Raw genomic sequence first — 12,987 nt, forward strand, 5'->3', positions numbered from 1 at the left:
GAAAGTGTTTGGTGCAGAAGCTTCGTTCCACAGCTAAGCTTGTGAAAGACTTTCGAATAAATGTTGACAACGGCAGAGCCCACAGCGTCTGCCTTGACCTACCGCCTGAACTTGGAACAAATATGGGACCCACAGCTCTTGAATTATGCGTAATGAGCTATGCGGGCTGTTTCGCAACAATTTTCGCTTTGATGGCTAAGAAAATGAGAGTTCAGCTTAATGACTTGGAAGTTAAACTTGAAGCCGTAAAATCCGACGAGGCTGGAACCCTAACAGAAGCAGCTTTTGATATCCTCGTGAAAACCGACGCTTCAGAGGAAACAGTTCAGAGAATTTTCAAGCTGACGGTGGAAAACTGTCCGGTTGGGAAGCTTTTCGAAAGAGCCAACGTCAAGATCAGCTATAACCTAAAAACAGAAAGATAGGAGCTAGATGCCTTTGACAAAGTGGGAATGCTCGATTTGCGGGTACATTTACGACCCGGTGATTGGAGACCCGGAGCACGGCGTAAAACCCGGAACACCCTTCGAGGCTCTACCTGAAGATTGGGTTTGCCCAATTTGCGGAGCCCCTAAAGACCAGTTTGTTAAGAAGGAATAGTTTTATGGAGGTGAATGCTTTGGAGCAGACTAAACTCTATGTTTTGCCGCAGCTGCTTTACGGCTATGGAGATTTGCAGCCTTACATGTCTGAGGAGCAGTTGCGGATACACCACACCAAACACCATCAAGCCTACGTTAACGGGGCGAACGCCATCCTCCAAAGGCTGGACAAAGCTCGCAGGGAAAACCTAGACATCGACGTTAAGGCTACACTTAAAGAGCTTTCATGGAACGTGGCTGGGCATTTGCTGCATTCGCTATTCTGGGGCAACCTAGCCCCGCCAAGCAGAGACGGCGGGAAGCCCGGCGGCAAACTCGCCGATAAAATCGCTGAAGAATTCGGAAGCTTTGAACGCTTCAAGAAAGAGTTTTCACAGGCAGCTCTAAGCGTTGAAGGCTCCGGCTGGGCAGCCCTAACATTATGTAGGCAGACGGGCCGCCTAATGCTTATGCAGGTGGAAAAACACAACGTGAACGTTTATCCAATGTTCCGCATACTAATGGTTTTAGATGTTTTCGAACACGCCTACTACATAGACTACAAAAATGACAGAGCCAAGTTCGTCGAAGCTTTCTGGAACATAGTAAACTGGGACGAAGTCGACAGACGCTTGGAAGAATCCCTAAAATAGGATGAGGGAAAGTGGCAAAAATTCTAGTACTTTATTATAGTAAGACTGGCAACACTGAGAAGATGGCTAGGGCCGTGGCTGAAGGCGCAAAAACAGTGCAAGGCATCGAAGTGGAATTAACCTATCATGTGACGGCGGAGCAGCTGAAGGAGTTTGACGCCATAATTGTGGGGACACCAACATATCACCATGACACAACCATCGACATTAAAAAGCTGTTTGAAGATGCGGCTGCAAAAAACATAGACTTGAAGGACAAGGCTGGTGCTGCTTTTGGATCCTACGGGTGGAGTGGCGAAGCCCCGAGACTGGTCCTTGAAATTATGAAAAACAGGTTTAGTATGGACGTGGCGGAGCCTCCTCTTTTGGCGAAGTACACACCGGACCAAGCGATGCTTGAAAAGTGCAAGGAGTTTGGGCGGAGAGTTGCTGAGAGGCTTATCCATAAATAGGTTAAAGTGGACATATTATGTATGGAGAAAGGGGTTATGCCCTCAAAAAGTGAGCTTTTAAATTTTATTAAACGACAGATAGAAGTGGAGAACGAGATTGTTGATTCGCTTAACGAAGCTTTGAAAACTATTGGCAATCCGTCGGTTAGGGGTGTTTTGAAAGGGATTTCGCTTGATTCTCTAAAGCATGCGGAAATGTATGATGCAGCCTTGAAGCTTTTAACTACAACCCAGCAGGCGCTTGCCCAAGAGCATCTTGACAAGCAGCGAAGTCTTGTAGAGAAGCATATCCGTGTGGAAGCCGAGCTGATTAAGAAGATAAGTGATATCTTACCAACAGTTGAAAATGAGAAAGTTAAGCTTCTTTTAACCGCCATACTTGCCGACGAAAGGAGACATCATGAACTTCTGAAAGCGGTTTTGGAAATCATTGTTAGAGGCGAAACAATAACCGAGGAAGACTGGTGGGACATTCTCTGGAAAAATGTGCCGTTCCACGGAGCACCGGGTGGTTAGCTTACATGCTTCAAATCCCCCTTTTTTCGTGAAAGTTTTAAAATTGAACTTTAAATAAAACTGGAAAGGAGGTGAATTTGTTGGTTTCTAAAAAGTTGTTGGAAATGTTGAATGACGCCATCGCAAGGGAGATGCAAGTCGCTATCCAATACATGTGGCAGCACGTTCAATGGAGCGGAGTTAAAGGCTTCGCCGTCCAAGAAGAACTCAAAAAAGTGGCAATTACAGAGATGAAGCATGCAGAAGCTATTGCTGAAAGGCTTTTCTATTTAGGCGGGACGCCCACCACAAAGCCAACCGAAATTTTTGTTGGTAAAACCCTTAAGGAAATGATTGAACGAGACATAAAAGACGAGGAAAACGCCATAAACCTATACAAGGAGATAATAGCCCAAGCCCAGAAAGAGGGCGATGTAACAACAGCATTCTTATTTGAAGGAATTCTCAAGGACGAAGAGGAACACCATGACCTATTCACAACTCTAGCAGAAGAACTATAAACACGCAACTCCATTCCCTTCACACCCTTTTTATTTATTTTGACGTATGTTTCTGCACTAATGAACTAGAGGGGGGAGTAGGGAAATAAGCTGTGAGTGTTTGCCATTTTCTTTGCGAAAGTTTAATTTGTGCTGAAAACACAGTGGCAAAATATAATCGGCATGAAAGGTGAGAAATGTATGTTATCCCAGATGCCTACCAAGATGGAGAAGGTTTCAAAGAAGCCGTTAGACTGTGAAATTTTGAGGGTTGCTATAATCGCTGAATTGGACGCTGTGAACCTTTATGAGCAAATGGCAGCCGTCGCTAACAATGAGAAGGTCAAGAAAGTGCTCTTAGAAGTTGCCAAGGAAGAGAAAACCCATGTCGGCGAGTTTCAAGCATTGCTCCTGAAGGAGGATGTAGAGCAAGCCCAAGAGTTGGAAAAGGGGAAAAAAGAAGTCGAGGAAATAACAGAATAAGTGTTGAGCGTTTCAATGTATATTCTTAAATAACAACCCTTTTATTTTTAACACGCCACATGCTGAACATTAAGTGATTAAGAGAAATGATGTGGAAACACTTAATTGGAATCCTTATACAATCGCTGCTGGCCAGCGCTAAACTAGACTGGCACTGGGGAATGAGAGAAGGCCTAACGCTGCTTTTCGCTCTTGCCTTGTTCTTTATAGAACTGTTTGTGCTGGCGGTTCTGCTTTACCTTGCAGGCTTAATTGTCGTCGGCAAAAAGCGTGCATTGTTTTCAGACGCCTTTATAATAGCGCTTCTTGGAACAGTGCTGTCAACACTTTTTGTGATCTTTCTTCCAAACCTCATCGCGCTACTGCTCATAGTTGTTACATGGCTGTTACTGATAAAACGCTTATTTGAAACAGGCTGGCTTGGCGCCATCGCCGTAGGCATACTGGCCATCTTAATCTACTTGGCAATCCTCATGCTGTTAGCCTTCGTCCTCGGGCTTCTGGGCTGGATAACCCGGTGGCTCACTACTATACCCTTCTAGAGACAACAAGCGAGGTTTAACTGTTGTCAGAATCTAAGAAGCACACAGCCTTGCTGGGCTTAGTCTTCCTCGCTTTTTTGCTTTTATCATCCTACGAAAACACTGTTTTCTTCAATCTTTTGTTGAGAGAAATCCTCAAAAACCAGTTTTTGGCTGTTGGAACGCTTTTGTTACACAACCTCCTTGTGGTCTCGCTTATTTTGCTTGGCATGAGCTTTTACGTCAGCCTCGTGCAATCTGGATTTTTTAGAAGAGAAAAACACTCTCACATAGTTTTGGAGCACCCGAGAATATTCGCCCTCGTTTTTACAGTGGTGGTAGTTTTCCTAAGCATATTGAGGGGGTGTACCCTTATATATGGCGGAGTTAGCCTCGAGACCTTACCTGCAATACTTCTGATAAGTACACCAATCGGCTTGGTGGAGGGCTACGGCATATACACAACAATAAAGAAGACGCTAAGCCAAACAATGAAGACAAGAGACCTGGCCTTCATTTACAGTATTTTTCTAGCTGCAGCGGTGTTAGAGGTAACCTTCATAAACGTTCTCATTCTAGTTTTAAGGCTGTCCGCCTAAACTGGCAATTGCTTCCTCTGTTTTCCGCAGTTTCTCGCTCAACTCTTTAATGAGACTTCTAAGCTTTGGGCTAAGCTTAACAGGGTATTTGGCAGCGCCCCGGAGGCGCTTGTATTTGTCTGGAAGTCTAGCAAGATTGTCTAAAGCCCTTTTCCGGATATCCTCAAGCGAAGGCAAATTGTACACTATTCTGCCCTTTTCCATGACTTTAACCAGCAGTGGTTCCCCGCTGATTTTTTCGCCTTCGAGAGCTATGACGTCCTTTATAAAGTTGCCTTTGTCGTCTACAAATCTATGGACCTGTTTTCTTCCAGGCAATGTGGCTTTTCTTTCGCTGAGCTTCATTATCGGAACAAACTCGCCTTTTTCGTTGGCTCTTTCGCACAGCTTGTATATTATATCCACATACGGTCTGTCAGCTGAAGTCCCCATCTTTGTACCAACGCCGAAAGCATCAATTTTTGCCCCCCTACTCAATAGTTCTTCTATTCTATACTCGTCTAGGTCTCCGCTGGCGAAAATTTGCACATAGCCAAGCCCATTTTTATCGAGCATCTCTCTAACCCTGTGGCTTATCGCCACAAGGTCACCGCTGTCAATACGTACCCCTCGAAGTCTAAACCCTTGTCTTTCAAGCTCTTTAGCGACTTTTATGGCGTTTTCAGCACCCTTAACGTTGTCAAAGGTGTCTATGAGAAGCGTAACCTTATCTGGAAACGTTCTAGCAAAAGCCCTAAAAGATTCTAACTCATTACTGAAAAACATGACAAAAGAATGCGCCATAGTCCCAAAAACTGGCATGCCATAAACCATTCCGGCGAGAACGTTTGACGTGCCGTTGCAGCCAGCTATGTAGCTTGCCCGTGCAACCTTCATGCCAGCATCCGTTCCGTGTTCCCGTCTTAATCCAAACTCGATTACGGTTCTGCCTTTAGCAGCGTAAACAACTCTAGAAGCTTTTGTAGCGATGGTTGTCTGCAAATTAATGGTGTTCAAGGCGAAGGTCTCTATCAACTGAGCCTCGATTATTGGGGCTGTAACCCTAATCAAAGGCTCGTTTGGAAAAACCACAGTCCCCTCCGGAACCGCCCAAACATCACCAGTGAAGCGGAAATCCTTCAAATAATTCAGAAAATCATCCTTAAACCCTAAACTTTTCAGATATTTTATGTGTTCTTCTGTGAACTTCATTTTTTCTAGAAAAAGCAGAACCTGTTCTAAACCAGCAAAAAGGAAATAGGAACGGTTTGGTGGAAGACGCCTAATGAATAGGTCGAAGGTGGCTGGCTCAAACTTTTTGTGGTCAAAATAGCTAGCACACATGGTAAGCTCGTATAAATCTGTGAGCATGCTCATGTTAGACTCGTTAACGAAGCCCAACGTGCCTTTCATAGACTTTCACCATGCGACAACCAACTAATATCCCTTTTTCTATCCGGGGAACGGGCAAGTTTTAGCGGGACACCCTCCAGCATATTCTGATTCTGCTGCCACGAAAGTTTTCTCAGCAGTTTTCACCTCGCCAATGTAGAGCACTTGCTCCGGCTTGCTTCCATAACGGAACACCGTTATACCCTTACATTTCAACCGCCAAGCAAGTTCAAACACTTTACGGACGTCCTCAACAGTAGCCTCGAAAGGTAAGTTTACAGTTTTTGAAACAGCGTTATCCGTATATTTCTGGAAGGCAGCCTGCATCCGCACGTGCCATTCTGGCGCAATGTCCAAGGCTGTTACGAAAACCTTTTTCACGTCTTCTGGAATCTTGTCAATTTTCTGCACAGAACCAGTTTTAGCAATCTCCTCAAGAAGCCTTGCATCATAGAAGCCTCTTTCCTTGGCTATTATTTCGAAAAGCGGATTCGTTTCAAAAAGTCTTGTACCATCTAAAACGTTTCTAATGAAAGATATAGCGAACAGGGGTTCAATCCCTGAAGAGCAACCGGCTATAATGCTTATGCTACCTGTTGGTGCAATAGTAGTGACTGTGGCGTTTCTCATAGCCTTGTACTTATCTTTCCAGATACTTTTGTCAAAGTTTGGGAATGACCCACGTTTTTCAGCTATTTCCTCAGACTTACGGTGGGCTTCCTCGTCGATAAAACGCATCAGTTTTTCGGCAAGTTCCAAGGCTTGTTCAGAATTGTATGGGATCCCAAGCTTTATGAGCATATCAGCGAATCCCATCACGCCTAGGCCTATTTTCCTATTTGCTTTTGTTATCCTTTCAATCTCCTTTAGCGGATATTTGTTAGCGTCTATAACATTGTCTAAGAAGTGGACGGCATTGTGCACGGTTTCTCTAAGTTTTTCCCAGCTGATTTTCCCGTTTTCCACCATGCGGGAAAGGTTAATTGAACCGAGATTACACGACTCGTAAGGCAAAAGCGGCTGTTCACCACATGGGTTGGTTGCTTCTATACGCCCTAACTCTGGTGTAGGGTTATGCCTATTAACTTCGTCTATGAATATTACGCCGGGATCACCGCTCGCCCACGCGGAACGTGCAATTAAATCCCAAACTTCTCTGGCTTTAAGCTCGCTTGTCTTATCTCTATTTCTTGGGTTAATAAGCCAGTAGTTGCCGTTTTCTTCAACCGCTTTCATGAAATCATCTGTCACCGCCACTGAAATGTTAAAATTAGACAAGAAGCCGGGTTTCTGTTTAGCTGTTATAAACTCTAATATGTCTGGATGGTCGATGCGCAGAATACCCATCATAGCACCTCTCCGCTTTCCGCCAGCCTTTATAACTTCTGTGGCAACGTCGAAAACCCTCATGAAACTTACTGGCCCAGAAGCTACGCCCTTTGTGGACATCACTATGTCACCTTTCGGTCTAAGCCTTGAAAAGTCGAAGCCCACCCCACCGCCGCTCTTCTCAATTAAAGCCATATTCTTCACCGCCGTGAAAATACTGTCTAATGAGTCTTCAACCGGTAGCACAAAACATGCAGAAAGTTGTCCAAGTCTTGTGCCCGCATTAAAAAGTGTAGGTGAATTCGGCAGAAATTCCAGCCTTGCCATCATTTTGTAAAAAGTTTCCTCGCTTGTCTTCGGATTATCACCATATCTTCTGTCTACTCTTGCTATGGCTCTGGCAACTCGACGGAACATTTGCGCAGGAGTCTCAATTACACGCTCGTTTTCATCTTTCAATAGATAACGTTTCTTCAAGACTTCAAGCGCATTAACCGACAACTTCGGTTCTTCAATTCCAAGCTGCGCCCTAAGCTGCCTTATCTCCGTCTTTCTCTCTCTATAGGCTTGATATTCAACGGCCACCTCTTCGAAACCATTTTTCTTTAAAACCTCTATAACCGCGTCTTGAACATCTTCAACTGATGGAATTTTTTCCTTAAACCTTTCCTCCAGAAGCCCTACAACTTCTCGTGTCAGTTTTTCAGCTTTTTCGCCATTTTCAAGTTCCACGGCTACAAAAGCCTTGTGAATGGCGCTTCGAATCCGTTCATGGTTAAAGTCAACTATGCGACCGTCTCTCTTTCTAATTCTTGTTATGGGCATGGCTTTTCAACTCTAGAAGAAAAGCAAAATGAAATATAAAGCTTGAAAGGAAGACGAAAGAAGCAACGCCCAGCGTAGGCTCGTATTTACCATGTAAAAGTTCCCTCTGCGATTCTGATTCCTCTATTATTCTGTTCGGCTATAGTTTATACATGCAACATGAGAGGATTTTCGAGCATGTAAGAAATGTCCACAAGACTTCTCTTGGCCGGGATACACGCTTTCATCGACGGAAGCCAAACCTTGGCGGAAGAAACCTAAAATTAAGTCAAAGTCTTTTCAATGCATTTGTAAGCTCTTTATGTTTTGGCGAAACAACAGCGTCCATGAAATATTTTGCTTTCCAACTTTTTAGCAACTTTTTGGCTGCCAACGGGCCTTTTGTTTAACTATAAAAACTTTGATGTGGCTAACCCATTTCCGCCGCCACTGGACACATTCTCCTGTAGCCGGCTATGAGAACCTACATAAGTTAAGGAAAGCTTTGATTACTAAAATTCAGACAAGCGTTTTATGATTCTAAAGTTTGAGATTTGAAAATTTTATATAGGGCTATTGTTATTGTAGTGTTGAGTGTCATGGCGGATATCTGTCAAATATGCGGGCTTCCCAAGGACTTATGTGTCTGCGGTGAAATAGGAAAAGAGCAGCAAAGGATTCGCATAAGGTTTGAAACAAGGAAGTTTGGCAGACCAACAACAATTGTGGAAGGCTTGGACAACAAAGACACAGACATCGGAAGCATAGCACAAAAACTCAAAAGCTTCTGCGCTTGTGGTGGGACAGCAAAAAATGGACAAATAATACTCCAAGGAGACCACCGCGAAAAAGTTCGCCAGTACCTAATAAAACTCGGATATCCTGAGGAAAACATAGAAGTTCAGTAGACCTTAGAGACTGCAAAGGGGATTAAGCCAACGGGATTCCTACAAAACCTGCGTGAGATATTTAAAACTCTAAGACACTGTAGACCATCAAAAATTTATTGTCCAAAATGCGGAAGCTCGAAACTCCATCTGTCAAACAGTTTAGATTATTGGCTAACTCCTAAAAAATATTTTTGTGAGGACTGCGGCTATTATGGACCAATAGTTATGGAGCTTGAAGAGGACAGAAAAAATGGCTACTAACCCGAGAACACTTAGTCCGGCAATTCGAGGTTAAGCTGTCTCTTTAAAGTTTTGTAGCGGTTCCGCACTGTAACCTCTGTAACACCAGCAGCTTCTGCAATGTCTTTTTGAGTCTTCTTTTCGTTACCCATTAAACACGCAATGTAAAGGGCTGCGGCTGCAAGCCCCATTGGATCTTTGCCTGCTGCAGCCCTACGTTTTTTAGCTTCTCTCAAGATTTGTATGGCAATCCCCTGCGTTTTGCCAGAAATTCCAGTTTTCTCAGCGATTTTTGACACGTATGTTAATGGGTCAGCTATAGGCATCTGCACATCCAGCTCTCGAAGTAAAAGTCTGTAGCAACGAGCAACATCTTTTTTGTCGACAAGGCTGGCTTCAGCTATTTCCCGCAATGTTCTAGGGGTTCCGCTTCCACGACAAGCCGCGTACAAAGCAGCTGCGGCTATTGCGGCTATTGATCGGCCTCTTACTAGTCCCTTGTCGAGAGCTTTTCGGTATATAACTGCAGCCTTTTCCTTTATGGGTGGTGGAATGTAAACCTTGTCTGACAAGCGATCGAGCTCAGCCATGGCTTGTGCTAAGTTGCGGTCTATTGAGGAATGTACTCTTGAGCGTATCTGCCACTTCCTCAAACGCCACATCTGTAAGCGTGTTGAAAGTGGAAGTTTCCTTCCGAAAGCGTCGCGGTCCACTTGGCTTATGGCTGTTGAAAGCCCCTTGTCGTGGACAGAGTAGGATGTCGGGACACCCACACGGCTTCTTGAAGCTTTTTCTTCTTGAGTGAAAGCTCGCCACTCCGGTCCTTTGTCCATCATTTGTTCGTGAAGAACAAGCCCACATTCTCCGCAAACAGTCTCACCAGTGTCATAATCATGAATAAGGTTTGGACTACCGCACTCTGGACACTTGTCAACCAAGCGTTGACGGGTTTTAACTTCTTGTTGCTCACTCACTTTCTCACCATCTCTGCCGCGGTAGAACCGTTGCCTCTTTTCATTTCCCTCATCAGATCGGAATAGAAGACAGCCATTCGGCCCGCGTGCTTACTCAGATGAAATGTTTTAATATATAAATTTTACGGTTCAGATTAAAGGATACCATTCACAAATTTTGAATACTAATGTAAACTATTGATTTATTGGGAGAACACAAATGTCCAGTATGATAAAACTTCCAGAAAAAATCAGAAGAACTCTCGAAAAAATAGTCAAAGAGATGACTGTAAAAGAGAATGTTTACGGCTTAGGCATGTTTGGAAGCTGGAGCAGGGGAGACTCCACCAGCACAAGCGACGTCGACTTGCTTATCTTAACAAAAAGCAGCATTCCAGACGAATGTGTGGAAAGAGTTGTAGTTAACGATATAATGGTAGATCTGGACTTCATCCCAATGCAATGGGTTCAAGGGCTCCTACCGCCTGAGTTGGACCAAAAAATCTTCGAAACCCAAATTCTCTATGACAGAGATTGGACATTAGCAAACGTTAAAATGTTAATGGCTAAATCTTACGGCTCTCCAGAAAGAGTGGAAATTCGAACAGATGCCCACGCGGTGGAAGCCGATATCCATTTAAGCAGAGCAACCTCAGCCCTATCAAAAAAGGACTTTTTAAGCGCTCATCTTTTCGCTTCAACAGCTATAGAAAACATCCTGAAGATACCATTAGAGATAACATTGCAGCCAATTTCAAACAGCCGCTTCATAGAAAACGCTGAAATCGCAACAGAAAAACTCGGTTTGAAAGAAATATTCACAAACTACATGGAAACATTGAAGTTAGACATGGCAGACAGAGTTCTGGCTGAGGAAAAATTGAAACTTTTTAAGGCATTATGGGACGAAATGAGCCATCTGGTTAAGCAGAACGCTCAAACAATTGAAAGAGCCCACTTCAAAATAAAAACAAGTCTAAGATACTATTTTAACCCAGTCTTTATGCAAGGTACTGTCTTAAGAACAACCTCAATAATCAACGCCAAAAATTTTGCAGAATCTGTCCACTACTTAAACAACGTTTTTCTTAATATGCTTGAAAACTATGCTTGGCTAAAATCTGTCGTAGAAAGACAGCAAGTTGACTACACAACACTGATACGCTCCATGGAAAACCTTGAAAAAACAAGCCCAAGAAACTATCAGAGTATAGTAAAATTTCTAGGACTGAACGACACAGACGAAGCAAAAGTGAAAAAGATTATCGAAAAAGCCAAAAGAGACATAGTTAAACTGCGCAGAGAAAAGAAACATTTAATCAAAACCCACATAAAGAGTTAATATTAAAGACTAAACAGAAGCCCGGTGGTGTAGCGGACAAGCATAGCGGGCTTTGGACCCGCTGACGGGAGTTCGAATCTCCCCCGGGCTACCATACAACCGCACGATTATTTAGCTTCTTTTAACATAATGGGCCGGACCGGATTTGAACCGGTGACCTCAGCCTCGTAAGGGCTGCGTCCTAACCAAACTAGACGACCGGCCCTTTTCCACACGTTATCTCTTAGCAGCTTTTATTAAAGTTCTCGGAAATAACTTTTACAATAATATCCACAGGATCTTCTAAAGATGAAAGCTTTTTTTGTACATCAAACCGCTTTCCAATGTAACGTTTAGCTATTGAGATGACGTCTGAAGCATTCGCCATAAATAACGGGAAACCTTTCTTTGCAAGATATTCGTTCACATATGTTTTCCCGAACTCGGAAATGACTATGCTTGGGGTTCCCTGCAAAGCTGCTTCCCTTGATATCGTTCCACCAGCGCTTACAACAAGGTCAGCTGAAGCCACTAAACTTGCAGTGTCCACGAATTTTTCAAGGGTTATCACTCCGTTTATTTTTTGTTTGCCGTAACGCGAGATAAAAAGGACATTTCCAAGTTTAGCAAGTTTTTTCGCCGCTTTCTCAGTTACGTCTTCTTTTTCAAGGGCGTATGAGGCTCGCGTTTCAAGTTGCCTTACAACGATTAACGGCCTTTCAAAGTTAAAGTCTTTGGTTGGCGAAAAACCCTTAATCCATGCGACTTCGTCCACGCCTTTGAACTGGTAGATTTTGGGTTTGCCATAGCACGCGAAAAGCCTTTTCGGAATTGCTTCCGAAACTACAAGAGCTTTTGACAGGGGAATCGTAAGTCTGTTAACCGCGTCCGCATGAGGGGTGTCGGCTGTTAAAATTATGGGAATGGCAAGTCCAAACGCCACGCGGCACAGTTCTACGGACTGATGGGAAATGGCAACGTCTGGCAAGTTGTTTTTAAAAAACTCGGCTAGTTTAGATGTTCGCTTTGTGCTTTCCTTTAGCTTGCTGAAAAGCGAGGCTGAGCTGTATCTGCCGATGGCGACAAAGTCCTCTTTTAGTAAGCTTGCTAAAGCTAAAGTGTCGGGATGTCTTCTTGTTGTTAGGATTACTTCGTGGCCTAGACTGCGCAGCTTTCTGGCTATGGTTGTTCCATAGCGTACATGCTTTCCGGTGCACGCGTCATACCAAACTCGCATATCCTTCACTTTGAATGTTTCTTGGTGAAAGCCTCTTTTTTCGCTTCATACTCCATTCTTGTCATAATTGGTTTAGCTGGCGAACCGGCAACAACCGTGTGTGGAGGCACATCCTTTGTAACAAGGCTTCCGGCACCGACCACGGCGTGTTTGCCGATCTTCACGTTTGGGAGGATTATGCATCCCCCGCCTATTATGGCGTTATCCTCTATTATGGATGGTGTTATGCATCGACCATTGGGAAATTTGTCATTTAATAAGCTGGTGTTGGGGCCTATAAAGACATTGTCGCCCACTTTGCACTCGTTTGATATTGTCACGTGGGCTTGTATGTTGCAGTTTCTGCCTATCACAACGTTTCTGCCGATGTCGCAGAAGCTTCCGATGCGGGTTCCATCACCTATTTCTGTATTGTCGCCTATCACTACGTAGTTCCATATCACGACGTCTTTGCCTACTTGTACGTTTCTGCCTATTATCACGCCTTCACCCTTTTTAGGAGTGGGCATCAATTTTTCTCCTTTCGCTTTTAGTTATGAACAATGATGTGAAGCTTAA

16 protein-coding genes and 2 tRNA genes are annotated in these 12,987 nt (G+C 43.9%); 12 read left to right on the forward strand and 6 right to left on the reverse strand.

The window, feature by feature from the left end; all coding sequences use genetic code 11:
* The first annotated feature begins 8 nt into the window (after positions 1-8).
* The 9 genes from KEJ24_03410 (at position 9) to KEJ24_03450 (ending at position 4,284) form a co-directional block, all read left to right on the forward strand.
* On the forward strand, positions 9-425 hold the full coding sequence (locus tag KEJ24_03410) for an OsmC family protein (GenBank protein MBS7646868.1): 417 nt from the start codon (positions 9-11) through the stop codon (positions 423-425).
* Positions 426-432: 7 nt separating this feature from the next.
* Positions 433-600, forward strand: a complete 168-nt coding sequence (locus KEJ24_03415) for a rubredoxin (GenBank protein MBS7646869.1) — start codon at positions 433-435, stop codon at positions 598-600.
* A 4-nt stretch (positions 601-604) separates the two neighbouring features.
* Entirely contained in the window at positions 605-1,234 is a 630-nt protein-coding gene (locus tag KEJ24_03420) for a superoxide dismutase (GenBank protein ID MBS7646870.1), read from the forward strand.
* Positions 1,235-1,245: 11 nt separating this feature from the next.
* Positions 1,246-1,686, forward strand: coding sequence for an FprA family A-type flavoprotein (locus tag KEJ24_03425; GenBank protein MBS7646871.1), 441 nt, complete (start codon positions 1,246-1,248; stop codon positions 1,684-1,686).
* Positions 1,687-1,722: 36 nt separating this feature from the next.
* Positions 1,723-2,202, forward strand: coding sequence for a hypothetical protein (locus tag KEJ24_03430; protein ID MBS7646872.1), 480 nt, complete (start codon positions 1,723-1,725; stop codon positions 2,200-2,202).
* 80 nt (positions 2,203-2,282) lie between these two features.
* Positions 2,283-2,702 carry a ferritin gene (locus KEJ24_03435; GenBank protein MBS7646873.1) on the forward strand — a complete coding sequence of 140 codons (420 nt, stop codon included), beginning with the start codon at positions 2,283-2,285 and terminating at the stop codon, positions 2,700-2,702.
* Between the two features lie 180 nt (positions 2,703-2,882).
* Positions 2,883-3,164 carry a demethoxyubiquinone hydroxylase family protein gene (locus KEJ24_03440; protein ID MBS7646874.1) on the forward strand — a complete coding sequence of 94 codons (282 nt, stop codon included), beginning with the start codon at positions 2,883-2,885 and terminating at the stop codon, positions 3,162-3,164.
* An 86-nt stretch (positions 3,165-3,250) separates the two neighbouring features.
* Positions 3,251-3,706 carry a hypothetical protein gene (locus tag KEJ24_03445; protein ID MBS7646875.1) on the forward strand — a complete coding sequence of 152 codons (456 nt, stop codon included), beginning with the start codon at positions 3,251-3,253 and terminating at the stop codon, positions 3,704-3,706.
* 23 nt (positions 3,707-3,729) lie between these two features.
* Complete coding sequence (locus KEJ24_03450; protein ID MBS7646876.1) at positions 3,730-4,284, forward strand: hypothetical protein; 555 nt, start codon at positions 3,730-3,732, stop codon at positions 4,282-4,284.
* Here KEJ24_03450 and KEJ24_03455 read toward each other — a convergent pair.
* Positions 4,267-5,676 carry a nicotinate phosphoribosyltransferase gene (locus tag KEJ24_03455; GenBank protein MBS7646877.1) on the reverse strand — a complete coding sequence of 470 codons (1,410 nt, stop codon included), beginning with the start codon at positions 5,674-5,676 and terminating at the stop codon, positions 4,267-4,269. The genes KEJ24_03450 and KEJ24_03455 overlap by 18 nt on opposite strands.
* Positions 5,677-5,715: 39 nt before the next feature.
* Complete coding sequence (locus KEJ24_03460; GenBank protein ID MBS7646878.1) at positions 5,716-7,809, reverse strand: vitamin B12-dependent ribonucleotide reductase; 2,094 nt, start codon at positions 7,807-7,809, stop codon at positions 5,716-5,718.
* 578 nt (positions 7,810-8,387) lie between these two features.
* On the opposite strand from KEJ24_03460, the gene KEJ24_03465 reads away from it, so the two are divergent.
* Positions 8,388-8,696, forward strand: a complete 309-nt coding sequence (locus KEJ24_03465) for a translation initiation factor (GenBank protein ID MBS7646879.1) — start codon at positions 8,388-8,390, stop codon at positions 8,694-8,696.
* Between the two features lie 254 nt (positions 8,697-8,950).
* Here the strand turns inward: KEJ24_03465 and KEJ24_03470 are convergent, their stop codons facing one another.
* Positions 8,951-9,892 carry a transcription initiation factor IIB gene (locus KEJ24_03470; protein MBS7646880.1) on the reverse strand — a complete coding sequence of 314 codons (942 nt, stop codon included), beginning with the start codon at positions 9,890-9,892 and terminating at the stop codon, positions 8,951-8,953.
* A gap of 199 nt (positions 9,893-10,091) precedes the next feature.
* Between KEJ24_03470 and KEJ24_03475 the strand changes: the two genes are divergently transcribed.
* On the forward strand, positions 10,092-11,213 hold the full coding sequence (locus KEJ24_03475) for a nucleotidyltransferase domain-containing protein (GenBank protein ID MBS7646881.1): 1,122 nt from the start codon (positions 10,092-10,094) through the stop codon (positions 11,211-11,213).
* A gap of 18 nt (positions 11,214-11,231) precedes the next feature.
* A tRNA-Gln gene (locus KEJ24_03480) sits at positions 11,232-11,307 on the forward strand.
* A 36-nt stretch (positions 11,308-11,343) separates the two neighbouring features.
* Here the strand turns inward: KEJ24_03480 and KEJ24_03485 are convergent.
* The 3 genes from KEJ24_03485 to KEJ24_03495 all read right to left on the reverse strand — a co-directional run bounded on the left by KEJ24_03485 (position 11,344) and on the right by KEJ24_03495 (position 12,797).
* A tRNA-Val gene (locus tag KEJ24_03485) sits at positions 11,344-11,418 on the reverse strand.
* A gap of 18 nt (positions 11,419-11,436) precedes the next feature.
* Positions 11,437-12,429: a DUF354 domain-containing protein gene (locus KEJ24_03490; protein ID MBS7646882.1), complete on the reverse strand. Its 993-nt coding sequence runs from the start codon at positions 12,427-12,429 to the stop codon at positions 11,437-11,439.
* 5 nt (positions 12,430-12,434) lie between these two features.
* Positions 12,435-12,797, reverse strand: coding sequence for an N-acetyltransferase (locus KEJ24_03495; protein MBS7646883.1), 363 nt, complete (start codon positions 12,795-12,797; stop codon positions 12,435-12,437).
* Between the last annotated feature and the right edge of the window lie 190 nt (positions 12,798-12,987).

It is taken from the genome of Candidatus Bathyarchaeota archaeon, assembly GCA_018396705.1.
In the GTDB taxonomy this organism is placed as follows: domain Archaea; phylum Thermoproteota; class Bathyarchaeia; order Bathyarchaeales; family Bathycorpusculaceae; genus DRVP01.

Coding starts and splice junctions, on each gene's coding strand:
- KEJ24_03430 (MBS7646872.1), top strand. CDS start 1,723: ATGCCCTCAAAAAGTGAGCTTTTAAATTTTATTAAACGACAGATAGAA.
- KEJ24_03440 (MBS7646874.1), top strand. CDS start 2,883: ATGTTATCCCAGATGCCTACCAAGATGGAGAAGGTTTCAAAGAAGCCG.
- KEJ24_03465 (MBS7646879.1), top strand. CDS start 8,388: ATGGCGGATATCTGTCAAATATGCGGGCTTCCCAAGGACTTATGTGTC.
- KEJ24_03490 (MBS7646882.1), bottom strand. CDS start 12,429: ATGCGAGTTTGGTATGACGCGTGCACCGGAAAGCATGTACGCTATGGA.
- KEJ24_03455 (MBS7646877.1), bottom strand. CDS start 5,676: ATGAAAGGCACGTTGGGCTTCGTTAACGAGTCTAACATGAGCATGCTC.
- KEJ24_03445 (MBS7646875.1), top strand. CDS start 3,251: ATGATGTGGAAACACTTAATTGGAATCCTTATACAATCGCTGCTGGCC.
- KEJ24_03475 (MBS7646881.1), top strand. CDS start 10,092: ATGTCCAGTATGATAAAACTTCCAGAAAAAATCAGAAGAACTCTCGAA.
- KEJ24_03460 (MBS7646878.1), bottom strand. CDS start 7,809: ATGCCCATAACAAGAATTAGAAAGAGAGACGGTCGCATAGTTGACTTT.
- KEJ24_03415 (MBS7646869.1), top strand. CDS start 433: ATGCCTTTGACAAAGTGGGAATGCTCGATTTGCGGGTACATTTACGAC.
- KEJ24_03420 (MBS7646870.1), top strand. CDS start 605: ATGGAGGTGAATGCTTTGGAGCAGACTAAACTCTATGTTTTGCCGCAG.